General features: G+C 40.4%; 27 protein-coding genes and 2 pseudogenes. 23 read left to right on the top strand and 6 right to left on the bottom strand.

The annotated features are described in order from the left end of the window. Positions 1-39 precede the first annotated feature (39 nt). Positions 40-207, bottom strand: a pseudogene (locus ACG916_RS13465) (tyrosine-type recombinase/integrase); the annotation flags it as partial. A 132-nt stretch (positions 208-339) separates the two neighbouring features. On the opposite strand from ACG916_RS13465, the pseudogene ACG916_RS13460 reads away from it, so the two are divergent. The 3 genes and pseudogenes from ACG916_RS13460 to ACG916_RS13450 form a co-directional block, all read left to right on the top strand. Continuing rightward, positions 340-741: pseudogene (locus tag ACG916_RS13460) on the top strand (RHS repeat domain-containing protein); the annotation flags it as partial. Positions 742-1,088: 347 nt separating this feature from the next. Continuing rightward, on the top strand, positions 1,089-1,385 hold the full coding sequence (locus tag ACG916_RS13455) for a hypothetical protein (RefSeq protein WP_419327086.1): 297 nt from the start codon (positions 1,089-1,091) through the stop codon (positions 1,383-1,385). Then, the gene (locus tag ACG916_RS13450; protein WP_151956927.1) at positions 1,382-1,597 is read left to right on the top strand and encodes a hypothetical protein; all 216 of its coding nucleotides are present in this window, start codon (positions 1,382-1,384) and stop codon (positions 1,595-1,597) included. Before ACG916_RS13455 ends, ACG916_RS13450 begins: the two co-directional genes overlap by 4 nt. A gap of 243 nt (positions 1,598-1,840) precedes the next feature. On the opposite strand, the gene ACG916_RS13445 is transcribed toward ACG916_RS13450, so the two are convergent. Further along, positions 1,841-2,182 (bottom strand): winged helix-turn-helix transcriptional regulator, encoded by a 342-nt coding sequence (locus tag ACG916_RS13445; protein ID WP_004717650.1) that lies wholly within the window; start codon positions 2,180-2,182, stop codon positions 1,841-1,843. A gap of 142 nt (positions 2,183-2,324) precedes the next feature. On the opposite strand from ACG916_RS13445, the gene ACG916_RS13440 reads away from it, so the two are divergent. The 4 genes from ACG916_RS13440 to ACG916_RS13425 all read left to right on the top strand — a co-directional run bounded on the left by ACG916_RS13440 (position 2,325) and on the right by ACG916_RS13425 (position 6,071). Then, entirely contained in the window at positions 2,325-2,981 is a 657-nt protein-coding gene (locus ACG916_RS13440; RefSeq protein WP_419327087.1) for a DsbA family protein, read from the top strand. Positions 2,982-3,006: 25 nt separating this feature from the next. Then, positions 3,007-3,867: a Vmh family MBL fold metallo-hydrolase gene (locus tag ACG916_RS13435; protein ID WP_419327088.1), complete on the top strand. Its 861-nt coding sequence runs from the start codon at positions 3,007-3,009 to the stop codon at positions 3,865-3,867. 468 nt (positions 3,868-4,335) lie between these two features. After that, a complete protein-coding gene (gene hchA / locus ACG916_RS13430) occupies positions 4,336-5,205 on the top strand; it encodes a glyoxalase III HchA (protein WP_166781975.1) in 870 nt (289 codons plus the stop codon). Between the two features lie 128 nt (positions 5,206-5,333). After that, entirely contained in the window at positions 5,334-6,071 is a 738-nt protein-coding gene (locus tag ACG916_RS13425) for a PA1136 family autoinducer-binding transcriptional regulator (protein ID WP_419327089.1), read from the top strand. Between the two features lie 239 nt (positions 6,072-6,310). Here the strand turns inward: ACG916_RS13425 and ACG916_RS13420 are convergent, their stop codons facing one another. Beyond that, on the bottom strand, positions 6,311-7,126 hold the full coding sequence (locus ACG916_RS13420) for an IclR family transcriptional regulator (RefSeq protein WP_315074445.1): 816 nt from the start codon (positions 7,124-7,126) through the stop codon (positions 6,311-6,313). Between the two features lie 258 nt (positions 7,127-7,384). On the opposite strand from ACG916_RS13420, the gene ACG916_RS13415 reads away from it, so the two are divergent. The 14 genes from ACG916_RS13415 (at position 7,385) to ACG916_RS13350 (ending at position 20,860) form a co-directional block, all read left to right on the top strand. Further along, complete coding sequence (locus tag ACG916_RS13415) at positions 7,385-7,690, top strand: non-heme iron oxygenase ferredoxin subunit (RefSeq protein WP_034615827.1); 306 nt, start codon at positions 7,385-7,387, stop codon at positions 7,688-7,690. Between the two features lie 25 nt (positions 7,691-7,715). Beyond that, the gene (locus ACG916_RS13410; protein ID WP_419327090.1) at positions 7,716-8,015 is read left to right on the top strand and encodes a recombinase-like helix-turn-helix domain-containing protein; all 300 of its coding nucleotides are present in this window, start codon (positions 7,716-7,718) and stop codon (positions 8,013-8,015) included. A gap of 17 nt (positions 8,016-8,032) precedes the next feature. Continuing rightward, positions 8,033-9,100 carry a Rieske 2Fe-2S domain-containing protein gene (locus tag ACG916_RS13405; RefSeq protein ID WP_419327091.1) on the top strand — a complete coding sequence of 356 codons (1,068 nt, stop codon included), beginning with the start codon at positions 8,033-8,035 and terminating at the stop codon, positions 9,098-9,100. Continuing rightward, complete coding sequence (locus ACG916_RS13400; RefSeq protein WP_419300929.1) at positions 9,093-9,857, top strand: SDR family oxidoreductase; 765 nt, start codon at positions 9,093-9,095, stop codon at positions 9,855-9,857. Before ACG916_RS13405 ends, ACG916_RS13400 begins: the two co-directional genes overlap by 8 nt. An 11-nt stretch (positions 9,858-9,868) precedes the next feature. After that, on the top strand, positions 9,869-10,801 hold the full coding sequence (locus ACG916_RS13395; protein WP_004823457.1) for a VOC family protein: 933 nt from the start codon (positions 9,869-9,871) through the stop codon (positions 10,799-10,801). A 25-nt stretch (positions 10,802-10,826) separates the two neighbouring features. After that, positions 10,827-12,038, top strand: coding sequence for an NAD(P)/FAD-dependent oxidoreductase (locus ACG916_RS13390; protein ID WP_419327092.1), 1,212 nt, complete (start codon positions 10,827-10,829; stop codon positions 12,036-12,038). A gap of 85 nt (positions 12,039-12,123) precedes the next feature. Beyond that, complete coding sequence (locus ACG916_RS13385) at positions 12,124-13,347, top strand: MFS transporter (protein ID WP_336951935.1); 1,224 nt, start codon at positions 12,124-12,126, stop codon at positions 13,345-13,347. A gap of 24 nt (positions 13,348-13,371) precedes the next feature. After that, positions 13,372-13,893 carry a cupin domain-containing protein gene (locus ACG916_RS13380; protein WP_004717620.1) on the top strand — a complete coding sequence of 174 codons (522 nt, stop codon included), beginning with the start codon at positions 13,372-13,374 and terminating at the stop codon, positions 13,891-13,893. 42 nt (positions 13,894-13,935) lie between these two features. Continuing rightward, complete coding sequence (locus ACG916_RS13375) at positions 13,936-14,748, top strand: alpha/beta fold hydrolase (protein WP_419327093.1); 813 nt, start codon at positions 13,936-13,938, stop codon at positions 14,746-14,748. Positions 14,749-14,768: 20 nt separating this feature from the next. Further along, positions 14,769-15,563 carry an SDR family oxidoreductase gene (locus ACG916_RS13370; protein ID WP_336951933.1) on the top strand — a complete coding sequence of 265 codons (795 nt, stop codon included), beginning with the start codon at positions 14,769-14,771 and terminating at the stop codon, positions 15,561-15,563. 9 nt (positions 15,564-15,572) lie between these two features. Then, on the top strand, positions 15,573-16,364 hold the full coding sequence (locus tag ACG916_RS13365; RefSeq protein WP_419327094.1) for an aspartate dehydrogenase: 792 nt from the start codon (positions 15,573-15,575) through the stop codon (positions 16,362-16,364). Positions 16,365-16,376: 12 nt separating this feature from the next. Next, positions 16,377-17,843, top strand: coding sequence for an aldehyde dehydrogenase (locus ACG916_RS13360; RefSeq protein ID WP_419327095.1), 1,467 nt, complete (start codon positions 16,377-16,379; stop codon positions 17,841-17,843). Between the two features lie 38 nt (positions 17,844-17,881). Then, positions 17,882-19,522 carry a thiamine pyrophosphate-binding protein gene (locus ACG916_RS13355; protein WP_419327096.1) on the top strand — a complete coding sequence of 547 codons (1,641 nt, stop codon included), beginning with the start codon at positions 17,882-17,884 and terminating at the stop codon, positions 19,520-19,522. A 144-nt stretch (positions 19,523-19,666) separates the two neighbouring features. Continuing rightward, on the top strand, positions 19,667-20,860 hold the full coding sequence (locus ACG916_RS13350) for a hypothetical protein (protein ID WP_419327097.1): 1,194 nt from the start codon (positions 19,667-19,669) through the stop codon (positions 20,858-20,860). Positions 20,861-21,062: 202 nt separating this feature from the next. Here the strand turns inward: ACG916_RS13350 and ACG916_RS13345 are convergent, their stop codons facing one another. After that, entirely contained in the window at positions 21,063-21,947 is an 885-nt protein-coding gene (locus tag ACG916_RS13345) for a dihydrodipicolinate synthase family protein (protein WP_419327098.1), read from the bottom strand. 5 nt (positions 21,948-21,952) lie between these two features. Then, a complete protein-coding gene (locus tag ACG916_RS13340) occupies positions 21,953-22,735 on the bottom strand; it encodes an aldolase (RefSeq protein ID WP_336951929.1) in 783 nt (260 codons plus the stop codon). A gap of 109 nt (positions 22,736-22,844) precedes the next feature. On the opposite strand from ACG916_RS13340, the gene pdxR (ACG916_RS13335) reads away from it, so the two are divergent. After that, complete coding sequence (gene pdxR / locus ACG916_RS13335; RefSeq protein WP_419327099.1) at positions 22,845-24,278, top strand: MocR-like pyridoxine biosynthesis transcription factor PdxR; 1,434 nt, start codon at positions 22,845-22,847, stop codon at positions 24,276-24,278. 150 nt (positions 24,279-24,428) lie between these two features. Here pdxR (ACG916_RS13335) and ACG916_RS13330 read toward each other — a convergent pair whose 3' ends face one another. Continuing rightward, complete coding sequence (locus ACG916_RS13330) at positions 24,429-24,884, bottom strand: GNAT family N-acetyltransferase (RefSeq protein WP_336951927.1); 456 nt, start codon at positions 24,882-24,884, stop codon at positions 24,429-24,431. Positions 24,885-24,992: 108 nt separating this feature from the next. On the opposite strand from ACG916_RS13330, the gene pdxR (ACG916_RS13325) reads away from it, so the two are divergent. Further along, positions 24,993-26,471: a MocR-like pyridoxine biosynthesis transcription factor PdxR gene (gene pdxR, locus ACG916_RS13325; protein ID WP_336951926.1), complete on the top strand. Its 1,479-nt coding sequence runs from the start codon at positions 24,993-24,995 to the stop codon at positions 26,469-26,471. The last annotated feature ends 250 nt before the right edge of the window (positions 26,472-26,721 follow it).

Genomic DNA, 26,721 nt, shown 5'->3' with positions numbered 1-26,721 from the left:
TCAACAATGCTTTTATCTAAAAGGGTAGAAGCATAAATTTTATGCCATATATATTTTACAAAACTCAGCCCAATTCGCCATTAATGCTTTACGTTTCTCAAGATAAGCTCCACGTAGGTAAGCAGCCTCTACCACATCTGGTAGTTTATGAGCTAATACATGCTCACAGACCTCACGTGGGTAATCGGTTTTATCAGCAGCAAAATTACTTGGAACAGGTCCCTTTTCTGTATGGTTGCGTGTTAGTGGAGCCATTACAATGCGATTGTTAAGTTCAATGTTGACCAATTGATAATAACTAAAAAGAGTTTTATCGGTCATGCTGCACCTCTAATTTAATATCATGATCCTTTATGGAAAACTACGAAACAAAGCAAAGGCTTTGATGATGTATGGTTCTACCATTGTGACCACCTTGGTACACCACAGGAAATGAGTGATCATACAGGTGCAATCATTTGGAAAGCGCAATATAAGGCTTGGGGTGAATGTAAAGTAGAGAAAGTTAAATCTAATTTCTTCGAAAATTCTGAAATTATTTCAAATAATATTCGTTTCCAAGGTCAGTATTTTGATGAAGAGACAGGTCTTCATTATAACCGCTATCGGTATTACTCGCCTTATGTAGGACGGTTTTTAAGTAAAGATCCGATAGGTATTCTTGGTAATTACAATACCTATGTATATACTAATAATCCTCTACTTAAAATTGATCCCTTAGGTCTAAAAGATAAAATTGTATATAGATCATTATCAGTAGAAGATAGATTGAGATATGATGCTGGTTTAGACTTGGCGCCAAAAGGATTGGGAGGATGTATTTTATCTCATGTCCAAGGAAAAAATACAAAATATTTATCTGCATCTGAAACAAAAGCCGGTACAAACCGTTTCAATAGTGGAAATGGCGTTGTAGCAATTAATGTGAGCAAAGCAACAAGACTGGGATCTAATTTTGTTGATCATAATAATGTTTTGCAAGCTACAAAATGTGATAAAAAAGCGCATAGTGATGCAAAAAGAGTGAATGAAGTGCTATTTATTAATGGTATACCAAGAGAAGCAATGGAATTAATTGGAGAAAGATAATGGCTTGCTTATATGATAGATATGAAATTGGAGAAATTGCTGAATTGGTTATTAAGAATAAAGGTTTTTCAATAACCTACCATGATGAATTGGAAATTTATTTGGCAAAAAATGAACAAGGTTGGAATTTTAGAGCTGAAACAATTTGCGCTTTATTAGGACTAATAACTGTACATGAAGAGAATCTTAATATTGCTTCAGATGATAGACTAAATTTATACGAGTTTAGTGATGTTTTGCCTTTAATAAAAACTCAAAAGCCAAACTATATTGCAGTGTATGAGAAAAAGAAATGATCAATTTATCAGATGGGTATGAAGATTTTCCTATAATATTTAAAACAATACTTGATAAAGGATACCAAATTTGGATCGATGAATTAGGTAGTTTTTGGGCTGAAAAGGATGGGTGGGATTTTGTCTCAGATAATCCAGCAGGTCTATTAGGATTAATCGCAATTTATGAAGCGAAGAAACCAGAAAAATTTAAAGAACGATGGTGGGAATAGTCATTCCTATAATTTTTTACCTATAAATTGAAGCAATTGAATGATTTGTAAATGAAGTATAGAGTCAAATTAAATTACTGATTGTAATGATCTTATAATTCATTAAAGTATTTATAGTACCTAACAGTGATCACTTAGGTACTCAATAAATCACCACTCAAAGATGATCATTTGAATCGTTCAATATCAAACTTAAGAAAAGTGAAAAAGAACCTTAAAGACACAACTTATAACAATTCCAAGTTAATTTTCATTTTGTTCAATCCATTGAACCAAATCATAAATTTTTTCAGCGACTTCAACTCCTTTATTTTCAGATAAAGAATATTCTACATGTGGCGGAATAATTGGATATTCCTTACGAATCACAAAACCATCATTTTCCAAATCACGTAAAGTTTGAGTCAACATTTTTTCACTGATGCCATCAATTCTACGTCTTAACTCACTAAAACGGTGAGTCCCTCTTCTTAAACAGAACATGACCAAAACGCCCCAACGATTGGTTAAATGCATAAGCTTAACCCGAGAGGGGCAATTCTTTGACAACACATTTGCGGCTAAACAAGATTCATCAGTATTCATAAACTTTCCACGACTAAAAAACACTTACTTTTTAGTAAGTACTTACAAAAAGTAAGTTTATTATTTACTATAACAAATATCAGCAAAACTGTGTGGCTTTTCACATATTTTGAATCATATATTTATAGATGAGAGTTAATTTATGGCTTCTCCAATTCTACACTGGATTATCGACCCGATCTGCGGCTGGAGTTATGGTGCACTGCCTTTAATTAATGCAGTCGAAGAAAAATTTCCAAATCTACAACGTCTACATTTTGGTGGACTTTATAGTGAAGATCATCAACCACAAATGACAGCAGCAATGCGAACACAGATCATTCACTATGATGAACAAATCCATCAACTCACAGGTGTTGATTTTGGTGATGATTATAAAAATGGTTTGCTTAAAGACAGCACACTGATCATGAACTCTATCCCTGCAACTCATGCTTTACTGAGTATTCAGCAGGGGGTAGGGCATAGCGCGATGATATCGTTATTAAATTTAATACAACAGGGCTACTATCAAAAAGGTCTAAATGTCACACAATATAGTGTGCTGGCGCAATTTGCTGTCGAGTTAGGACTGAATAATGACCAATGGTCAAAATATTTAGTTGAGATCGATCAAGATCAACAAGATGAATATATTCAACATGCACGCCAATTATTATCCCATGTTCGAGGACAAGGTTTTCCAACATTGGTGTATGAAAATCAACATGGTGAAATGGGCAAAATACCGCTTCATGGTTTTTATAATAAATCAGAGGATTTTGTACGTTTTTTAGAGCAACAACTACTTAAATCTTAATTTAATTCTAAAGAGAGCCAACAATATGAAATTATTTTTAAAATCACTTCTTGCAAGTTCAGTGATGTTGAGTGCTTCTGCATTTGCAGCAGAGTTAAGCTATAAAGTTTATAACCCACAAGCACAAGGCATTTTTCCAGTTACATCTACACTTATTTCGGGTGAAAAAGATGCAGTGCTGGTCGATGCGCAATTCAGTGTTAACGATGCAAAGAACTTGGTTAAAATCATTCAAGACAGCGGTAAAAACCTTAAATATATTGTGATTACAGCGGGTGATCCAGATTTTTATTTTGGTTTAGAGCCACTGGTACAAGCGTTTCCAGATGCAAAAGTGATTGCAACCCCAGAAGTTGTTAAACATATTGAAGCAACCAAAGAAGGCAAGTTTGCTTATTGGGGACCTATCTTAAAAAATGGTGCGCCATCTCAAGTGATTGTACCGAGTGCCAGTGAAGATAAAACCATTGTGCTAGAAGGTGAAAAAATTGAGATCAAATCACCGGGTAAATACGCATCTTATCTTTGGGTTCCAAGCAATCGTACAATTCTAGGTGGTGTAGGGTTATCTTCAGGGATTCATCTGTGGACAGCAGATGCACAAACTGAAAAAGAGCGTAATGAGTGGAGAAAAACGGTAAAACAAATGAATCGTTTAAACCCTCGTGCAGTGATTCCTGGACATTATATTGGTGATATTCCAACAGGAACTCAAGCAATCGACTTTACTTATCAATATCTTGTGGATGTTGATCAAGTTTTAAAAGATCATAAAGATTCAGCATCAGTGATTGCTGCTTTAAAAGAAAAATACCCGAACTTGGCCGAAGAAAGTTCTTTGGAGTTAAGCTCTAAAGTGTTGACGGGTGAGATGGAATGGAAATAATTTAACGATGACCTATTGTTTTAAATTCATGAACTTCGTCATTGTTTGTGAACGAGAATAATGGGTTAATCTAATCAGGTGAAACTTAATCTAAGATCACGGTTAAGTTTCATCATTAAAGCCATTGATTTTTTTTAAGCGGAATTTTGAGTTTCAAAGCCAATACACAATCGACATTTAAAAAATCTCTCCCAGTATTCCATTTCATCGCCACGTTGTATTTCTGTATCGAAGGTGAGTATTGATCGTAGAAAATATAAAATTTTCTTAAAATCTAATTAAATAAAAATCAGATACTTAATGTTAATAAAGGCAGGGTTTATTGGCAGTGATAGCCTGATAAAAATTGAATTCAGCATATGTTTTAAAATTGTAGAAATAGGGGTTTTCCCTCATTCAAAAATCTTTTTAGGGCAGAATATACTGTGCATGTTGAATATATCCTCTATAAGAACGCTTGGAGTAAAAATGACTGAACTAAGTAAAATACCTACACCAGATACTGCTGAAGATAATGCATTTTTTCCATCCCCTTATTCTTTAAGCCAGTACACCGCATCGAAAACAGATTATGACGGTACGACTTATCCCAACCCATATCGTGGCGACAAAAAAATTCTGATGATTGCAACGGATGAGCGCTATATCCTAATGCAGAACGGAAAATTCTTTTCTACAGGAAATCATCCAGTTGAAATGTTACTCCCAGTATTTCATTTAGACAATGCAGGCTTTGAGTTTGATATTGCAACGCTTTCAGGCAATCCTGCCAAGCTGGAAATGTGGGCGATGCCGAATGAAGATAAGGTAGTTTTAGATACTTATGCAAAGTATGCTGAAAAACTTAAAAACCCGTTAAAGCTTGATGATATTTTGGACGAGATCATTGCTGGGAACTCGCCTTATGCAGGGGTTTTCATTCCTGGTGGTCATGGTGTACTCGCAAAAATTCCTGAAAGTAAAAGTGTAAAAAAAGTTTTAGAATGGGCGATAAACAACGATAAATATGTGATTACACTGTGTCATGGACCCGCAGCTTTACTTGCCGCAGCCGTCGATGAAAAACCAGAAAACTATATATTTAAAGATTATGAAATTTGTGTATTTCCTGACTTTTTAGATAAAGGCGCAAATATTGAAATTGGTTATATGCCTGGGCCATTACAATGGTTGGTGGGTGAAAATCTCGATAAATTAGGCGTTAAAATCCTAAATAAAGGTATCACAGGGCAGGTCCATAAGGACCGAAAACTTCTGACTGGAGACAGTCCTTTGGCATCGCATAATTTAGGTAAGTTAGCCGCTGAAACCTTATTGGCTGATCCTGAATTGGTATAAGCATCAATCAAGACGTTGTTTCTATTTAGACGCAATTTTTTATCTCAATATTGGAGATCTAGAGGCGATCTACTGCTGATCTCCAATATTTTAGTTTTAAGCGTTCAGTTTAGTGAGAAGACGGCTTTATGAGACTTGCAAGCAATCAACTGGCCGATTTATTGTTCCAGACTGTTCACCAATTGAGACAGGCACGTGACCTCGAAAGTCTATTTAAAATTCTGGTGGGATTTGCTGCTAAGCTAAATTTTGATCGAATTATTGTATGTAGTGTTTCACCTCAAAACCAACATGAATGGATTGATGAGGTTTTCTTTGTGCATGGTAACTGGGTTGATCGCAGCAATATCGAAGAGCGTGAAGTATATTTACGCCGCTGCCCAATCACCAAGCATATTTTTGAATACGATGAAGCCTTTTTTTGGGCAAAGAGCTCGCATAAAAAAACTGCAAAAGAAACCTATCGGATTATCAAAAGCCCTCTGCATCTTGGTGAGGTCAATGGAATACAAGTTCCCGTATTTGGTCGAACAGGTTTAGAGGGCGCAATTTCATTTGCGGGTGAAATTTCGGATATGGGTGCTGATTTTAAACTCACAGTACAGATGGTTTGTAATATTGCTTTTGGTGAAATTCTACATAAACAAAAGCATAGAATTGCGCATAAAAAAATACTGACCAAACGTGAAAAAGAAGTTTTAAAATGGGCAGCAGTGGGTCAAAAGCATTTTGAGATTGCCGACATTTTAAAAATTTCAGAGAGAACTGTTGAAAATCATTTACGCAGTATAAGAAAGTGCTTAGGAGTAAAATCTACTGCTCAAGCAATTGCTTCTGCCATCATCAGCAGAGAAATTGAATTATAAAGCAGCTCGATGTTTGCGACTTTTAAACATTCAGGCTTAACAAACGCTCAGTAATTCTTTTACGAAGCATAGCGTGAGCATTGAGATTTTAAGCCCCCCCTCAAAAAAAAGAAGAAAAGAAATAAAATAATAATGATCGCCAAATAAAAACCAGAAGGACTTTTTATTTGGCGTGTATATCTAGAAAATTTGGTCTGTATTCACGATGCCCAAATTGAAGTAATTAGATTTATCAATGCTTAAAAATAAATAAATTTTGAAATTTTATCAGCATACTCAACTACATTTTGAGAAATTTCACCTCTAAATAAATCTTCTGTATAGGTGCTCAATGGGCAGCTTACAGATAATACGGCAGCGATTTCTTGAGTTGCCTGACTATAAATAGGTGCAGCACTGGCAGCCATATCGGTATTAAAGTGCCCCCAACTGATCATAAAATCCTGACTGCGGACATAGTTTAAACGTTCTAATAAACTCGCCAAATCACGTGGTGTACGATCAGAATAGACTTTCCAATCGGTAAAATGTTCATAGCGTTTAATCACTTCAGCCTCAGAAAGGCGAGATAAAATTAATTGTCCAATTACGGTGGCATGGGCATGCCAACGTGTACCAATATGCACATTACTGGTAAATGAACCAATAGATTGGGCATTGCTGATAAAGACAATATCAGTGCCTTCTAAAATCGAAAGATGCACAGCGATTTTAATTTTATCGCGTAATTCACGCATGATGGGGCTAGCCAGATCAGTCAGCGATGATTTGGATAAGCTGTTAAAACCAAGTTCCATCACGTTGCTGTTCAGCGCATAAGTCTTTTGCGACATTTTTCTTAAATAACCACAAAACTCTAAGGTGTGGATTAAACGAAAAGCACTCGAACGGTTTACATCTAATTTTTCTGCGATTTCAGAAATGGTCATTTCCTGATGCTGTTGATCAAATAATTTTAAAATGGCTAAGCCACGCACCAAACCCGGTACTAAATAACGTTCATCATTATTGGGTTCAGCATTTTGCTCCAAGAGAGCATCATTTATTAAGTTCATTGCCAAGTTGCCCTATGTTTATTTTGCAATTCCTGCACATGGAATACCACTATAGTAATCATCAATTTTTCTAATCTCAATGTTTATATATAAAACATTTTTTTGATTAAGAAACATCTAAAAATATAACTTTTTATTAATTCATTGAAAAACATAAAAATATAGTATTTGACAAGTAAAATGATCAAAGCTTATGCTATTCATTATGTTTTAAATGCTAAATTAAGTTTTATATATAAAACAAATAAGGATGCAAAAATGAGTTGGATCTCAGTTTGTCAGCAAGATGACATTACCGAAGACGAGCCGAAAGCCATAGAAGTCGAGGGTAAGAAAATTGGTGTTTTTTTTATCGATGACAATTATTTTGCGATCGAGAATGTTTGCCCACATGCCTTTGCGTTGCTAACAGAAGGTTTTATTGAAGATCAAACTGTGGAATGCCCATTACATGAGGCAATTTTTGATATTCAAACAGGTGAGCTAAAGAGTGGACCGGGATGTCGTGATTTGTGTACTTATCCCGTACGTGTTGAAGGGCAGGACGTTCAAATTCAACTATAAGTCTTATTTATAAGGATGGAATCTCATGAAAACGTTTAATGAGAAGCTAGCGAACTGGATTCATGCCACGCCAGCGACCGAAGCAGGGATCAACAATATTCAAATACCGGGACAGCCAGAACTTCTGGTTTGGCAAACACGCTATAAAGTGCCAACAGTCTATGAGCAGGATTTTGTTCAACATTTAATTCAAGCCTTTTCTTCAGGCGTAACAGAACTTACTGATTTGGTTCAATCTTTAAATCAACAAGGTTTTCGTTGCGAGTCTGGTGATCTTTGGACTTCTGAAACATTTTCTGAAGAAATGCAACGTTTAGGTTATTGATTCAAGGAAGAACAGTGATGAATGCAGCAGTAACAGTGACTCCGAGTGTTGAGGAGTATTTAGATTTAGGTTTACGTGATCAATGGCATCCGGTACTGGCAAGTTGGGAAGTCGCAGCCAATCCTGTGGGTATTACCCGTTTAGGTGAAAATATCGTGGTTTGGCGTGATGACCAAGGTCAGGTGCATGCTTTAGAAGATCGTTGTCCGCACCGTGGTGCGCGTCTTTCTTTAGGCTGGAACTTAGGTAATCGCGTTGCATGTTGGTATCACGGCGTTGAAGTTCGCTATGATGGCAAGGTTGAAGATGTACCCGCAGTAAATGAATGCCCAATGAAAGGCACAACCTGTGTGAAAAGCTACCCAGTGATTGAACAACATGGTGCAATTTTCCTGTGGTTTGGGATTGATCCAAATGAAGTCGCTAAACCCCTTGATTTTCCTGAGCAATTGGCGAGTGAGGAGTGGAGTTCATTCCTATGCCAAGCGGATTGGAAGGTCAATCATCAATATGCGATTGATAACGTGATGGACCCAATGCATGGCACCTATTTGCATTGTACCTCGCACTCAATGGCGGACGGTGAACGTACTGCAGAAATGAAACACCGCTCCACTGAAAATGGTTTTGTCTTTGAAAAAGAAGGGCAAACAGGGATCAATTTTGACTGGGTTGAATATGCCAATACCGGTGCAAGTTGGTTGCGTCTTTCGATTCCTTATCGTAAAGATTTTGGTCCAGGCGGTGAGTTTTGGATTGTGGGTTATGCCACACCGATTGATGCTCAAAATACCCGTGTTTTCTTCTGGCGTTGTCGTAAAGTCAGTGGTTGGCAACGTAATGTCTGGCGTTTTCTTTATCGCAATCATTTAGAAAAACTGCATTGGGATGTCTTGGAACAAGATCGAGTTATTTTAGAAAATCTTGCGCCAAATGCACGTCAACATGAATTCCTCTATCAACATGATGTCGGTTTATCGCGCTTACGCCGTTTAATGAAAAAAGAAGCGGAAAAGCAATTAAAGAAAATTGCGAGCTTGAATAGCTCAAACCGTATTGAAATGCAGGAACAAGTTCATGGTTAATGTCGCATTGTTGCAGGGCAAGAAAGTCTTTGTTACAGGCGCAGCAAGAGGCTTGGGACGAGACTTTGCACAGGCCATTGCCGAAGCAGGTGCTCAAGTGGTCATGGCGGATATCTTGACAGATCTTGTGCAACAAGAAGCAGCAGTATTGCAGGCACAGGGTTTACAGGTGACTGCGGTCACGATTGACTTGGCTGATGCTGATTCGATTCAACAGGCTGTTCAGCAAGCAGCTGAACATTTAGCTGGAATAGATGGTTTGGTGAATTGCGCTGCACTTGCGACCAATGTGGGTGGTAAAAGCTTGATGGATTATGACGCCGATCTATGGGACCGGGTCATGAACATCAATGTCAAAGGGACGTGGTTGGTCACCAAAGCATGTGTGCCATATCTCAAGCAGTCCGATGCAGGCAAGGTGATTAATGTGGCATCGGATACGGCTTTATGGGGCGCACCTAACTTGATGGCTTATGTTGCAAGTAAAGGTGCTTTGCTGGCAATGACCCGTTCGATGGCAAGAGAGTTAGGGCCATTTAATATTTGTATCAATACGCTTTCTCCAGGATTGACGCTGGTTGAAGCAACAGAATATGTACCGCAAGAACGTCATGATTTATATGTAAATGGCCGTGCCATTCAACGTCAGCAGTTACCACAGGATCTGAACGGAACAGCACTTTATTTACTTTCGGATTTGTCCTCATTTGTGACTGGACAGAATATTCCCGTAAATGGTGGTTTTGTCTTTAATTAAGGAATTGTTTCATGATTACAGGGATTGAGATTTTAAAGTTTGGCGTTGAGGATCGGGCTGCTTCAAATAAATTTTTGGCAGATTTTGGTTTAAAGCCAAGCCAATCAGATATTGAGGGTACGGATCTTTACCAAACCCAGAACGGTAGTAAAATTTATTTATTTGATTGTGATGATCAGCGTCTACCACAGGCCATCGAGTCAGGCTCAACTTTACGTGAAGTGACTTGGGGCTTGGATGATGCAGCACAGGATTTGGCTGATTTAGCAACTCGCCTGAAAGATGTAGATGGTTATCAAGCCACGGCTGACATGCTGCAATGCTTAGACCCAAATGGGATGACCATTCGCTTTCAAGCCAGCTTTACCCAAGAGCTACCTGCGTTAAAAACAGAAGGGATTAATCAATACGGCAGTATCACTCGTGTCAATGCAGCTAGTCCAGTGTATGAAAAAGGGCAACCTGTTGCGATTGGACATGTGGTGTTCTTTACCCCAGATTTAGAAAAAACAGAATCGTTCTATATCGAAAAGCTCGGTTTCTTCTTATCGGATGCTTATCGTAATCGTGGTGCTTTTTTACGTTGTCGTGGCAAAGGCTATCACCATGATTTGTTTTTGCTTTCGGTACCCAATAAACCTGCTGGACTCAATCATGTGGCCTTTGTGGTGCGTGATATTCATGAAGTGATTGGCGGTGGCTTAAACATGAACCGTTCTGAATGGTCTACTTTTATTGGTCCGGGTCGTCATCCAATTTCTTCGGCTTACTTCTGGTATGTCAACTCACCTTTGGGTGGTGCATTTGAATACTACACCAATGATGATTATTTGACGGAAGAATGGCAACCACGTGTTGAAGAACATTGTTTAGAACTCTTTACTGAGTGGGCGGTTGAAGGTGGTTTAGATGACCACACTCGTCGCCAAGTCAAACCTGTATAAGCAGTTGGAACAGAGAGATTAAGCTATGCAAAGAATTGTCATCGTTGGCGCAGGACAAGCCGCAGGTTGGGCGGTCAGCACACTCCGTCAACATGGATTTCTAGGTGAAATTCATGTGGTATCCAATGAGGAACGGGTATTTTACGAACGCCCACCGCTGTCAAAACAAGTCCTCTCCAAAGAAGCCAGTTATGACAGTTTGCATCTGTTCTCTGCTGAACAGGTTCAAGATTTTAATATCGAGTGGCATAAACCAGCTGTGGCAACTCAAGTGGATCGCCAACAAAAACATGTGGTTTTAGAAAGCGGTCAAGTTTTGCCTTATGACAAATTATTGATTGCGACTGGAAGCCGAGCACGTGTGCCAGTCAATACATGGCAGTTTATTCCCAATGTGGTGACTTTACGTAATGTACAAGACTGTGAACGTTTAGCCGAAATCTTACAACATACGCAAAAGTTAGCAGTAATTGGTGGTGGTTGGATCGGCTTGGAAATTGCAGCAACGGCACGGAAACAAGGCAAACAAGTGCATGTTTTTGAATACGGTGATCGACTTTGTGCACGTAGCGTTAGCCCTGATGTGTCTGAATTTCTGCAAAATATGCATCAACAACAAGGTACTCAGATCCATTTAAATAGTAAAAATGTGCATTTGATTGAAGCAGGTCAACAGCAAGTTGAAGTGGTGAATCATCCAAATGCCAGTGAACTGTTTGATTGTGTAGTAGTGGGTGCGGGTGCAGATATTGCCAAAGAGCTGGGTGTGAGTGCGGGTTTAGACGTTAAAGATGGCATTGTCGTCAATGGTTTTGGACAAACTTCAGACCAAGACATTTATGCCGCAGGTGATGTGGCGATACATCCAAGTTTGGGCTATTGCATTCAGTCTTGGGCCAATGCACAAAATCAAGCCATTGCCACGGCAAAGTCAATGTTAGGTATGGATACGGAATATCTGGATATTCCTTGGTTATGGTCAGATCAGTATCACTACAACATTCAGATTTTAGGAACTTACCAACCTGAAAAAACTAAGCAGATTGTGCTACGTCAAAATGCAGCAGATCAGTGCAGTTATCTTTATCTGGATGAGCAAAACTGTTTGATCAACATGATTGCAATCAATGACTCAAAACTGGTCAAACTGGCAAAACGCTGGATGCAATCCAATACCGTGTTAGACCCCAAATTATTAGCAGACCCTGAATTTAATGTAATGAAATTAAAACCGTAAACCTTAGAGTCTGTTGATATTTAAACCATTGTGAAATGTCAACAGCACCTAGATCCGGTTCATGACTCAATCGAAGGAATGAAATATGAGTAATGAAGAGAAAAGTGGATTGAAGCATTGGGTTCCTGCTTTTGTCCTGATGATCTGTGTCGTTCTGGCATTTTTCGACAAAATTAGTATCGCAGTCTTATTTGCTGACCCGCACTTTCAGGGCGCGATGGGGATTGCCCAAGACAAAGCAAAACTTGGATGGTTAATGACCAGCTTTTTATTGGCTTATGGTTTTTCCTCTGTGTTCTTAAGCTTCTTAGGCGATATTTTTAGCCCTAAAAAAATGCTGTTTTGGAGTGTCTTATCTTGGGGAATACTCATGTTCTGTATGGGTTTTACCACCAATTATACAGGGATGTTGGTCCTCCGCGTTCTGCTTGGATTAGCTGAAGGCCCATTATTTGCCTTGGCTTATACCATCGTGAAACAAACCTATACAGATCGTCAGCAAGCACGTGCTTCTACCATGTTTTTGTTGGGTACACCGATTGGTGCCTTCTTAGGTTTTCCAATTACCGCCGCTGTTCTCGCAAACCATGATTGGCATACCACCTTCTTTGTGATGGCTGGTTTAACTGTAATTGCACTGATTGCGATTGTCTTTGGCTTACGTAATTTACAACTCAAGAAAACCATTGAGCTGGAGGCGACCAGTAAACGTGTCAATTTTAAAGGGCATATCCATAACACCAAGGTGCTATTACAGAACGGTTCATTTTGGTTGGTGTGTATTTTCAATATTGCACTGATGACTTATCTGTGGGGATTAAACAGTTGGGTTCCATCCTACCTGATTCAAGACAAGGGCTTTAACCTTAAAGAGTTTGGAATTTATTCAAGTTTCCCATTTATCGCCATGTTGATTGGTGAAGTGATTGGTGCATTTCTTTCTGACAAGTTAGGTCGTCGTGCCATTCAAGTTTTTAGTGGCTTATTGGTGGCCGGCATCTTTATGTATGTCATGGTCATTATGACAGATCCAATTTTAGTGATTGTTGCAATGTCTCTTAGCGCAATGGCTTGGGGCTTTGGTGTCGCAGCAATATTTGCACTACTTGCTCGTGTGACCACTGCTGATGTGGGCGCGACTGCGGGTGGGATTTTTAATGGACTGGGTAATTTTGCCAGTGCAATTGCACCCGTTCTGATTGGTTACATCGTGATGCAAACCCACAGTTTTAATTTAGGAATTACCTTCTTAGCAGCAGTTGCTGTGATTGGATCGTTCTTCTTAGTTCCTTTACTAAAACGTTATTAATTCAAGATATCTAGGAGTTAAAACATGACTACTCAACAATTCGAATCATGGTCACAGCCTGAAGGTACAAGCTTACAAGATTGGTTAAATACCCGTATCGCACGTTTTGAAACACGTAAATATGATTTTGATGCCTTGAAGTTCCAAGCGGACTATGACCCCAAATATCGTCGTGCCCAAATGCGTTATATGGGCACGGGTGCAACAGGTGTAGTGAATGATGGCAACACTGTTCCAGCAGAAAACTTCACTTTTTCAACCATGGTTTTACCTCCGCAGTGCGAAGGGCCTTTGCATATTCATCATGATGTTGAGGAAGTGTTTTTTATGTTGCGTGGTGAGATTGACCTATTTATCGAACATAACGGTGAGAAATTTCAAACCAAACTTAAAGAGCGTGATCTGATTTCAATTCCACCTGGAATTTACCGTGGCTTGTTTAATCCAGGTCAGGAAGATGCCTTGATGTGTGTGATGTTAGGTGCGGGTAAACCGACCATTCCGAACTATCCACCAGAACATCCATTGTCGCAAATCAAACGTTGATTGAATCGACAAAGCCCAGCCCTACAGCAAAGGAATCCAGCCATGACATTGCTTAATCGATTAGCCAAATATCCAGTCAAAACCATTGTAGTTGATGGACAAGTACACGCCTATCGTGAGGCGGGTCAAGGCCAGCCGTTGATTTTGCTACATGGGATTAGTTCGGGTTCTGCTTCATGGATCAACCAACTTGATGTACTGAGTCAGTCTTTTCGTGTGATTGCTTGGGATGCACCGGGTTATGGCTTATCAGAAGGTTTAAATACAGCGCAACCGAATGCAGAAGATTATGCACAACGTTTGTTGGGTTTAATCGATGCTTTGGCAATTTCGCAAGCCATTTTGGTTGGTCATTCCCTTGGGGCTTTACAGGCCAGTGCTTTTGCTCATCTTTATCCTGAACGTGTACAGACTTTGCTGATTGCCAATGTAGCACAAGGTTATCAACGTTCAGATGAGGAAAGCAAATCACAGGTTTATCAAAAACGACCAATGCTGTTGAAAAGCTTAGGTCATGCAGGCATGGCGGCAAGTCGTGGACCGCATTTAATTTATAAACAAGATACTCAAGCTTTGGCTTTGGTCACAGCGGTGATGCAGGATTTGACCCTAGACGGTTTTACCCATGCATCGTATTTGTTGGCCTATGACGAAATTAGAAATTATTTAACAGATATTCGTGTTCCTTGCGTCGCGATTGCAGGCGATCAGGACCAAATTACACCTGCACAAGGTACCCAAGACCTTGTCGCAGAAATGCAATTGAGCCGATGTCATCTGATTACAGATGCAGGTCATCTGAGTTATGTCGATCAACCACAACAGTTTAACGACATTATTTTATCGGCACGTTAATACTCAAACGAGAGAAAAAAATGAGCTTCCAAGTTGAAGGAAAAATAGCAGTAGTAACAGGTGGCTCGTCAGGCATTGGTTTGGCTGCTGTCGAAATTTTAGTTGCAGAAGGTGCCCAAGTGGCATGGTGTGGTCGGGATGAACAGCGTTTAGCAGAATCAAAAAATTATATTTTGGAAAAGTATCCGCAAGCCCATATTTTTACTCAAGCCTGCAATGTTTTAGACAAACAAGATGTAAAACGCTTTGCACAACAGGTCAATCAAAATTTAGGCAATGTCGACATGTTGATCAATAACGCAGGTCAAGGGCGTGTATCCAATTTTGAAGACACCCAAGATGAAGATTGGATGAAAGAAATTGAATTGAAGTATTTCAGTGTCTTGCATCCTGTCCGTGCATTTTTAGATGATTTAAAAAATTCGGCGTGTGGATCAATCACCAATGTCAATTCCTTACTGGCCTTGCAACCTGAACCACACATGATCGCGACTTCATCGGCACGCGCCGCTTTGCTGAATTTAACTCATTCCTTAGCACATGAATTTAGCCAATATGGGATTCGGGTGAATTCAATTTTATTGGGCATGGTGGAGTCAGCACAGTGGAAACGCCGTTTTGAAACACGTTCAGATAGCCAAGCGTCATGGGAACAGTGGACAGGCAATATTGCAAAAAACCGTGGTATTCCAATGCAACGTCTAGGTAAACCTGAAGAACCAGCAAACGCTTTGGTGTTCTTGGCTTCACCATTGGCATCCTATACCACGGGTGCAGCCTTGGATGTCTCTGGTGGATTTAACAAACATTTATAAGGTGTGCCCATGAAACAGTTGATGATGATTGGTTTCGGTGCAATGGCAGCAGAAGTGTACGCACATATGCCACAAGATTTACAGCTTAAATGGATTGTGGTGCCTGCACGCAGTGTTGAAAAAGTACAGGCACAAGTATCCGCTCAGGTACAGGTAATTAGTTCGATTGATGCATGCCTTGGCACGCCTGATTATGTGATCGAAGTGGCAGGCCAAGCGGCGGTAAAAGAACATGCCCAAAAGGTGTTAGAGAAAGGTTGGACCATTGGTCTGATTTCAGTAGGAACCTTAGCCGATAGCGATTTTTTTAATCAACTGAAACAGACTGCGGAACAACACGATGCCCATCTGCATCTTTTAGCGGGTGCGATTGCAGGGATCGATGGTATCTCTGCAGCAAAAGAAGGTGGTTTGGAAAAGGTCACCTATAAAGGCTGTAAAAGCCCGAAGAGTTGGCGTGGCAGTTATGCTGAACAATTGGTTGATCTCGATCAGGTCAGTGAAGCTATGGTTTTTTTTCGTGGTACAGCCAGAGAAGCAGCACTGAAGTTTCCAGCCAATGCCAATGTTGCAGCAACCATTGCACTCGCAGGTTTAGGCATGGATGAAACCATGGTTGAGCTTACGGTTGATCCAAAAACTAATAAGAACAAGCACACCATTGTGGCAGAAGGCGTGTTTGGTGAAATGACCATTGAATTGGTGGGTGTGCCTTTGGCAAGCAATCCTAAAACCTCAACTTTGGCTGCGCTTAGCGTGATTCGTGCATGTCGCAATAGCGTTGAAGCAATTCAGATTTAAAAGGATTTGATCATGGTAAAGGAAATTTATATCGCAGGTGAATGGCGATTAGGTAAAGGCAATACGATTCAAAGTCTGTTTCCAGCAGATCAATCTGTCAATGCTGAAATTTCTACAGCGAGTTTAGATGATGTCAATGAAGCAATTGAAAAAGCAGACTTGGCATGGCGACAAGCGGGCTGGCGCAATAGCATGCCACATGAACGTGCGCGTATTTTGTATAAAGTGGCAGAGATTATTGAAGCGCGTGTAGATGAGCTTGCAAAATTACAAACCCGTGATAATGGTAAGCCACTGGCTGAAACACGTGGTTTAGTGATGAGTGCAGCCGCGACAGCACGCTATGTTGCCGCAGCATGTGAAACGCTGAATGATGAACTCACCACACAACGTGCGGCTGACTTTATGACCATGAGTGTGCATGAACCTGTCGGTGTGGTGGCCGCGATTACACCGTGGAATTCACCGATTGCCAGTGAAGTTCAAAAACTTGCCCCTGCGCTTGCTGCTGGAAATGCGGTGATCCTTAAACCGGCAGAGGCAACGTCTTTAATTGCCTTGGAACTTGCGAAAATCTTTGAACAAGCAGGACTGCCAAAAGGCTTACTCAGTGTTTTAGTGGGGCGTGGTTCTGTAATTGGTGATGCCATCGTAAAGCATCCTTTGGTCCGCAAAATTTCATTTACTGGCGGAACCACTACAGGGCGTCATTTGGCTCATCTTGCCGCAGATAAATTGATTACCACCTCATTAGAGCTTGGTGGAAAATCCCCTACGATTGTTATGCCTGATGCAGACATTGAATTGGCTGCTAAAGGTGTGGCTTATGGGATCTTTAGTTCCGCAGGACAAGCCTGTATTGCAGGTTCACGACTCTTCGTGCATCACAGTATTTACGATCAGTTCCTTAAGCGTTTGGTTGAAATTACCAAAGCTTTACGAGTGGGACATCCAGAAACAGCGGGTGTACATTTGGGCTCTTTAATTAATCCAAAGCATTTGGCTTCTGTCGATGCCTATGTGCAATTGGCCAAGCAAGAAGGTGGTCAAGTTGTAGTGGGTGGTCAAGCGCTGACGGATGGTGATTTGGCGAAAGGAAGTTATTACTTACCGACCATCATCACCGGCTTAAATAATACTGCACAAACCTGTCAGGAAGAGATTTTTGGTCCAGTCTTGGTGGTGATGAAGTATCACGATGAAGCTGATTTAATCACCCAAGCCAACGACAGTTGTTTTGGGCTTGCAGCAGGAATCTGGACTGAAAATTACCGTAAAGCTTGGCAAATTGCGCGTGCTTTGGAAGTCGGTACAGTCTGGATTAATACCTATAAAAAATTCTCTATTTCGGCACCGTTTGGTGGCTTTAAAGAAAGTGGTATCGGGCGTGAAAAAGGGCGTTTAGGTATTTTGTCTTATATGCAGCAAAAAAGTATTTATATGGGATTAAGCGAACAGCCAAATCCTTGGTGTGAATAATAAATTCATGGAATGAAAAAGTTTTTGAGGAATAAACAATGACAGAACGTGTAAATGTAGGCGAAGCAATCGCGCGTGTTTTAGAAGCACACCAAGTGGAAAGTATCTATGGGGTGATTTCAATTCATAACCTACCAATTGCAGATGCCGTAGGGCGTCGTGAAAAAATTCGTTTTGTGGCAGCGCGTGGCGAAGCAGGTGCAGTCACGATGGCAGATGGTCACTCACGCTTTAAAGGTTTAGGGGTTGCTTTGACCAGTACCGGTGCTGGGGCAGGCAATGCAGTAGGTTCATTGATTGAAGCGATGAATGCTGGAAGTCCTGTGTTGCATTTAACAGGGCAAGTTGAACGTGAATATCTTGATCGTGATGCCAGCTTTATCCATGAAACCAAAGATCAACTGACCTTCTTACGTGCTTCAAGCAAAGCTGCATTTCGTATTACCAGCCCAGACAATGCAGTGGGTGTAATTCGTGAAGCAATTCGTGTTGCAACCACAGTACCGATGGGGCCTGTAAGTGTTGAGCTCCCGATTGATGTGCAAGCTGCAGAAATTGACTTGCCATTGAATTTAGGTCCTGTCAAAGCGCTTGAATTACCGCAGGCTGAGCAAGTTGAAATAGATTTAATTGTTGAAGAAGTTAAAAAAGCCAAACGCCCCATCTTCTGGATTGGTGGTGGCACATTAAATAGTGTTGATGAAGTGAAAGCCATTGCGGATCTTGGGATTCCTGTTGTTTCTTCTACCCATGCTCGTGGTGTGTTAGCGGATGAGCATCCACGTAGTTTAGGTGCATTCCATAATTCAGCAGGGGTTGAGCAACTGTTAAAAGAGGCTGACTTATTGGTGGTGGTGGGCTCGCGTTTACGCAGCAATGAAACTAAAACCTATTCGGTACAATTCCCTGATAATCTGATTCAGATTGATGCCAATCCAGTAGCACAGCAACGTAATTATAAAGTTCGTAACTTCATTTGTGGTGATGCCAAAGATGTATTACAACGTGTGCTCACAGGGCTAAGCGGTATCTCAAAAGTTGATGCAGATTATGATGCAGCGGTTGTTGCGGCAAAACAGTCAGCTATTGAGGCGTTGCGTACTCAGCTGGATCAATATGCCCTGATCTGTGATCACTTACGTGCGGCACTACCTCAAGACGGCATCTTTGTTCGTGACATTACCATGTCTGGCAGTACTTGGGGCAGCCGATTATTTCCAGTACAAGCACCAAATCAAAATATTCACTCACTTGCAGGGGCAATTGGTCTTGGTTTAGCCACAGCAATTGGTGCTTCTATTGCCAATCCAGATAAAAAAGTGATCGGCTTAGTAGGGGATGGTGGTTTGATGCTCGGTATCGGTGAGATTGCCACCATGGCACAAGAAAATACCAACATGGTGCTGATGATCATGAACGATGGTGGTTATGGCGTCATGCGTGGTATCCAAAAGAATTACTTTGAAGGGCGTCAATATTTCAATGAATTGCATACCCCAGATTATAAAATCTTAGGGGAAGCAATGGGAGTGAAAAGCTGGAAAGTGGGCAGTGCAGATGAGTTTAAAAGCGTGATTCAACAAGCGGTCGATTTTCAAGGGCCAAGTGTGATCGAATTGGATATGAATTCGATTGGACCACTGAACTTTGCAGGACCACCGCAGAAAAAACTCTATTAAACCCAGTTGAACATCCGATGCTGGCATCGGATGTTCAGCAAAAGCTCCGGCAAATTTTTTTGCTCAAAATACAATAAAAACTATGTTTTATAGGTAAAACAAAAGTCCAACAGGATCGTTGGAACACAAGGGAAGGACGCAATTATGAAAAAGACATCAATCGCGATGCTACTTGCAGCAATGTATTTGGGTACCACATCCAATGTTTTGGCGCAAAGCTCAGCATTAGAATGGAAAAGTGAAGATGGGACGGACTCTATAAAATTGGGTGGCGTGGTGCGATTAAACCAACGCTATGAAAATTGGGAAGGGCCCAATGATGGCTTTGGCAAACTCTATTTTGATATTTTTAGAGTCGATGTAAAGGGTAAATTTGACGATGCCTATTTTAATGCAAGTTATCTGTTTCAAGATCAAGAGAAGCGCTCGATTGAAAAAGCTTATGTGGGCTACAATTTAGACCAACAGAATAGTCTAGAAGCAGGATTTGTATATAAGCCTTTTGCGATTTATCCTTATCCGCAAAATGGTTGGACTTACCATATCCCATTCTTTTTGGGCTATGGCAATAACATTGCGCCAGGTTTGAACTGGAATTTTCATAATCAGGACTGGGATGTAAAATTGGGCTATTACCCTGAAATGCTGGCAACCAATCTGCGCTATTCGCCCGAAAGTGCCACTTATGATGACCTAGCCGACAATGCATTTCCAAGTCAAAAAGCCTATCAAAATGAAAAGCGCCATCAATTCAATACGCGGATTGTGCGCAAGCTAGACACCAAAGTGGGTAAGCAGGAAGTCGGGGTATCAGGGGCAATTGCGCAATTGCATAATAAAACCACCGATAAAAATGGTCAATATTATGCAGTAGGGGTGCATAGCGATAACAATTACAAACGCTTTAATTTACAAAGCTCTGTGATTCATTATCAATATGATGCAAAGAATCCTGATGGGGTCAATAATGATATGACTTTAATGGGGAATAACGGATTTACCCCTGCTTATTTTATTGCCTCTGAAGCGACAGTTGCCAGTTTAAATCTTGCCTATACCTTACCTATGCAAAATATGGGCAAACTCAAAGCGATCCGATTCTACAATGATTATAGTTATATGGATAAGAAACGTGATGATTGGTCAGATTCTCAAATGAATACCACTGGGATGATGTTTATTGCGTCACCCTTTATGGTGTGGGCCGATTATACTTGGGGGAAAAATGCCAATATTATTGGTGGTGCAATGAATTCAACCGGTTTTAGCTCGACCGTTTCACCCTATAGTGACCAATGGTTGTATCGTATCAATTTAAACCTTGGATTTAGTTTTTAGAAAGCTGATTTGGGAATTGATTTGTTTGTTACGCCGATATTTGCTATGGCAATAACCGCTTTGTTGCACTTAGATTTAAACACCGCTGGATGACATTTACTTATCATTTGAGTATCTGTCAAAGCAGCGGATCGGCTGTGTATGCAACAAAGCATGTTTATCGGATCAATTTTATAACTTCACAAGCGCATACGACGATCGTTTACGCTTGTTTTGCTAAGGCCATCAACGACTTTAATTGCTGAACTTCCAGTGGGGTAGCATGTTGTAACGGTTTTCTTGGTTCACCTACAGAAAAACCTAATTCATTTAAACCCGCTTTGACTGTTTTAGGTAAGCCACCTTGTACAATAAAGCGCAGCAAAGGCAATTGACGATAAAACAAGGCTTTGGCGTGGTCTAAATCACCATCTTTGACTGCCTGATATAACTGACTTGGTAGCTCACCGAGTAGATTTGGCGCCACAGTACACCAGCCACTTGCCCCTGCACAAAATGCCTCAAGTGCCAAAGGATTACAACCATTATAAAAGGGCAACTGTCCTTGAGATAATTCATGAAATTTATGCATGCGCTGAATATCGCCGGTACTGTCTTTAACCATGCAAATATTCTCAATTTCTTGAAACATTTTCACGATCAATTCTGGTGACATATCTACTCCACTGGTTGCAGGGTTGTTATATACCATGATTGGCAGCTTGGTCGATGCAGCAATTTGCTGGTAATAATCATAGATTTCTTGATCATTGAGTTTCCAGTAAGACACTGGTATCACCATAATTAGATCAGCGCCAAGCTCCTCAGCTTTTTGGGCTTTTTGAATCGCCATCGCCGTTGTGAGTTCAGAAATTCCCAACATGACTGGGACACGTTGATTAACGACTTCGATACTTTTTTGTGCGACTTGTTGCCATTCTTGCCAAGATAAATAGGCACTTTCACCAGCACTGCCCAATGGCACAATCGCATTACATTGTTGTTCTAGCAGAGCATTTAATGTGATGGTCAGCGCATCAACATCGACAGCTTGGGTGTCTGAGTGAAATGGTGTGATTGGGTATGCAATAATGCCTTCTAATTTCATTTTCATTACTCCTCGATACAGTCCGCATGATTTTTTAAAGCTTTACGCGCATAGTATGCAAAATTGACATGATTACGCTTGTTGGTAGAGACCCAGTCATGAGCTTCTTTTGCCAGTTCATGTGGGATAGGTTGAATTTGTCCAGCAGCCATTGCCAAAAGCTGAAGTCGGGCAGCGCGTTCAATTAAAATGGCTAAGTTGCAAGCCTCTTCAATGGTTTTACCTGCCACCAGCTGACCATGATGTGACAGTAGTACAGCGCGGTTTTTACCTAAGGCTTCTGAAATAAAGATACCTTCTTCATTGCCGACAGGGACTCCCGGCCACTCTTCCACAAAAGAACAGTCTTCGTATAAAGCGCAAGTATCCATTTGTGCGATCGCTAAGGGCACACGGAGCATTGACAACGCTGCAATATGTGTTGGATGGGTATGGATAATGCAATTCACTTCAGGATGTTGTTTATAGATCCATGTATGAAAGCGATTTGCAGGATTTGCCATACCTTGTTGGTCAAGTGGTTTTAGATCTTCATCAACTTCCAATAAATTTTGCGCGGTAATTTCATCAAAGCCGAGACCAAAACGCTGAGTGATAAAGGTATTGCCTTGCGTGGTACGACAAGTGATTTGTCCTGCTAAGCCAGCATCATGTCCGTGGTCAAATAAAATACGGCAGGTTAATGCCAACTTTTGTCGATCTGTATAGCTTGAATCTTGAATAAATTGCTGCATGTTTTGCTGTGCATTTTGCATCAATTGCTGTTTGTCTAGTTGTGCCGTTTGCATAAATAAAACCTCTCGCTGAGTTGATTTTCACATCGCCTAAGTACAGAATAAAAATTCTGTGGATGGATTAAAATATCCAGTTTCTAAAACTTATATGGGCCAGAGAGTTATGCGTCAGCCTTGGAAAATTCGGCTACATTTAGAAGATCGTGAAGAAAAGACCCTTTTTTTAAAGTTGGCAAATCAGATTATTCAAGAGATTTTATCTGGCAGAATTACTCAGGGAACACGCTTGCCTGGTTCACGCACTCTGGCAGATGAACTTGGGATTAACCGAAAAACCGTACAATCGGTATATGAAGATTTGGAGGCACAGGGGTGGCTGGTCTCAAAAGCCAGACAGGGCACTTTTGTTTCAGAAAACTTACCAGACCTAAAAGTGCAGTCATCGCCTACACTCAAACAGATTGATATCACTCCCGTTTTTCCTACGCAGATACTTATCAAAAATGATGGTGTGCCAGACAATCGGTTGATCCCCTATGAATTGTTTTCTCGGGCTTATCGGCATGCATTGATTCAAGTGACACGCCATCAAACCATGGGATATGGAGATCCTCAGGGCAGTTTAGAACTTCGTCAAGCCTTATTAAATATGTTATCTATGGAGCGTTTTATACAAACCTCTATGGAAAACATTTGTGTGGTTCGTGGCAGTCAAATGGGGATTTTTCTAGCTGCGCGGGTTCTGGCTCAACATCAGTCTCAGCGTCATATGATTGTGGTAGAGCAATGGGCTTACCCACCGGCAGTAGAAACATTTCTTTCTAATCATTATCAAATTATTCGCGTGCGTTTGGATAAGCATGGTTTAGATACCGATCATTTAACTGAAATTTTGTCCAGCCATGCAGTTGCTGCGGTCTACACCACACCCCATCATCAATATCCAACGACAGTGACGATGTCTATGGATCGACGATTAAAACTATTAGAGCTTTCTAAAGCCTTTGATTTCTATATTATTGAAGATGATTATGACCATGAGTTTCATTATGACAGCCGACCCATTCCGCCGTTAATTAGCTTACCAGCAGCAGACAAAGTGATTCATATCGGCTCTTTGTCTAAAGTATTCGCGCCCAGTTTAAGAATTGGTTATGTGGTGACCAATGTACAGATTATTCAGGCGATGAAACAAGATATTTTGCTGATCGATAAACAGGGCAATGCGATTACTGAATTGGCAATGGCTGAGCTGATGCAGCAGGGTGAAATTAAGCGACATATCCGTAAAATGCGCAAGATTTATCAGCAACGTCGAGATTTTGCTGTGATGGCTTTTCAACAGACGTTTGAAGATAGGGTTAAAATAGCCACACCCGCAGGTGGCATGGCGTTGTGGGTAAAATTTAAGTTGCCTTATCAACAGCAGTTTTTAATGGTTTTAAAACAATTACATATTGATTCTGAATATGATTTTGGTTCGGTATGGCATCATTCAGATGATAGTTTTTATATTCGTTTTGGTTTTGCAGCCCTGACCGAATTGGAAATCCGTCAAACTGTTGAAAAGTTATATCAGGTTTTTGTGAGTTCATGATGCTCAAGAGATTGAAAAATCAGCTTAAGTCATGTTGAACTGACTTTAGAACGGTTTAGGTTTAAGTAAAGATGCTACAAATTGAAATAATCACAATATATTGAGATTTAAGTAAAAACCAGAAGCATTGTGTTTCTGGTTTTTTATGGATTAATTTAAAGGCATACGATATTCAATGACCCCTGGTTTTTCAGCAATCCAGTCATAGAGTTTTTGTGCAGTTTGATTGCTTTGTTGAGTGTGCCAATACAAACGCGCGCAGGGTTGAACTATAGCTTGCTGTTGTACATATTCAATCAGGCGCTTGCCTACATGTTGACCTCTTGCCTGTGGAGAAACATATAAGTCTTCTAGATAGCAAAAGTTGGTCTCGGCCCATGTCGAGCGATGGATCACATAATGTACAAAGCCAAGAACATGCTCAGCTTGTTTAGCAACAGCACAATATATCGGCTCTTGATCATCAAAAAAACGTTGCCAAGTGGTTTGCGTAACAGTGTTGGATAAAGCCACTTTGTAAAAGTCTTGATAAGCCAGCCAATACTCCAGCCATTGTTTATAGTCTTGTTGTGCAACAGGCACAATTTGAACCACTAAATTTTCCATAGGTATTCTCCAGTTGTCGGGAAAGAAAGAGGAGAAATGAGTTTAAGTATGATTGTGGTATTGAAATAAGATACACTTTGAGTATTTTTAACAGTACCAGTTTTGCTTATGGTGACAGTAACTTCTGCTTATTTCCCTCATTTGATCTTACCTAAAGGGGTGATTAAAGAGGGTTTATATAGCGTCTTACGTGATGCAATTTTAGATGGTCGTCTAGCTTCTGGAACCAAACTGCCCTCTAGTCGTGTTTTGGCAGAAATGATGTCGATTTCTAGAAATTCAGTCTTGGCTGCAATGGACCGTTTACTGGATGAAGGCTATATTGTGACCAAGCCAAGCTCTGGTACTTATGTCGCAGAGCTGATTCCTGATCAATTAATTTCTATACAAGAGATACCGACAGAATCTTCATCTGATATCTGTCACAAGCTAAATATTAATCCGCATATCGCAAGCTTATTACCTGCTTGGCAGCAACAAAATGTATCTGGGCAGGGTGAAAAAATATTTCATGTCGGCGTTGGTTGTATCGATTTATTCCCACATTCGCTTTGGGGGAAATTATTGGGACGTGCTTGGCGACAGTCTCATCAGCAATTGGGGCAGTTTCATGATTGTCGAGGCTATTTGCCTTTACGTCAGGCAATTTGTGATTATGTTCGTTCTACACGGGGACTAAAATGTGATGTACAACAAATTTTGATTGTAAATGGTACCCAACAAGCGATTCATCTTGCAGCTTATGCATTATTACAACCTTTGGATCAGATCTGTTTAGATGAGCCGGGCTATGATGCCGCTTTAAATATTTTTCGGAGTTTTGGCATTCAAGTTCATCCTGTATCAAGTGATCACGAAGGGATGAAAGTTGCCGAGATTATTCAGCATTATTCCGAAAGTAAATTAATCTATACCGCACCTTCACATCAGTTCCCTTTAGGTGGAACACTCAGTTTAAGTCGACGATTGGCCCTGTTGGAATGGGCAGCGAGTCAGCAAAAATGGATTTTTGAAGATGATTATAATAGTGAGTTTAGATATGGAACTCATCCAATTCAAGCCTTACAGGGCTTAGACCAACAACAAAGAGTGATCTATTCTGGTACTTTTTCTAAAATGATGTTTCCGGAGTTCCGACTTGGATTTATGGTGGTTCCAGAATCGCTGATAGAAACATTGAGTCTGGCAAAATACTATACTGATACGCGGAGTGCTTATTTAGAACAAGCGGCTTTGGCTTTGTTTATCAAAGAGGGGCATTATGCACGCCATGTACGTAAAGTGCGTAAAGCTTGCCAAGAACGTCAACAGGCATTAATTGCTGCGATTCAACAATTTCTTGCAGATGTATTGACTGTTCAGCCAACCGACTCAGGGATTCATGTGATTTGTTGGCTAAATGCCCCATGGACTGAGCAAAGCTTTATTGACCAGTGTCTTGCCATTCATTTGGCTGTTCAGCCTTTATCCCGCTACTGTCAACAACCTTATGAAAAAGCTGCGGTATTGTTTGGCTATGCAGCGCATACTCCAGATGAGATTAGCATGAATATTCAGAAGCTGGCGCAACAGATCAAGCACAAGTAACACGGATTCCAGTTTCATCTTCTATATTTCTTCATTTCCTATATAAATCGCTAGCTGGTCTAGCTGTATAAGCACTGATGATAATTGTTGTACATCTGTTTATGTAATGTTATAACATAACAATAAATTACAATTCGGAATCCATAATGCGTCATAGAGGTGGTCCCACATGTTTGAACAACTAAAAGCTTATTTATAAGTGATACTCTGCTCTAGTTAAGCTACCTTATTTTGTTGTGGTAGCTGGTCA

It is taken from the genome of Acinetobacter legionensis, assembly GCF_048552295.1.
Taxonomy (GTDB): Bacteria; Pseudomonadota; Gammaproteobacteria; order Pseudomonadales; family Moraxellaceae; genus Acinetobacter.
This window is presented reverse-complemented; position numbering and strand designations above follow the sequence as displayed.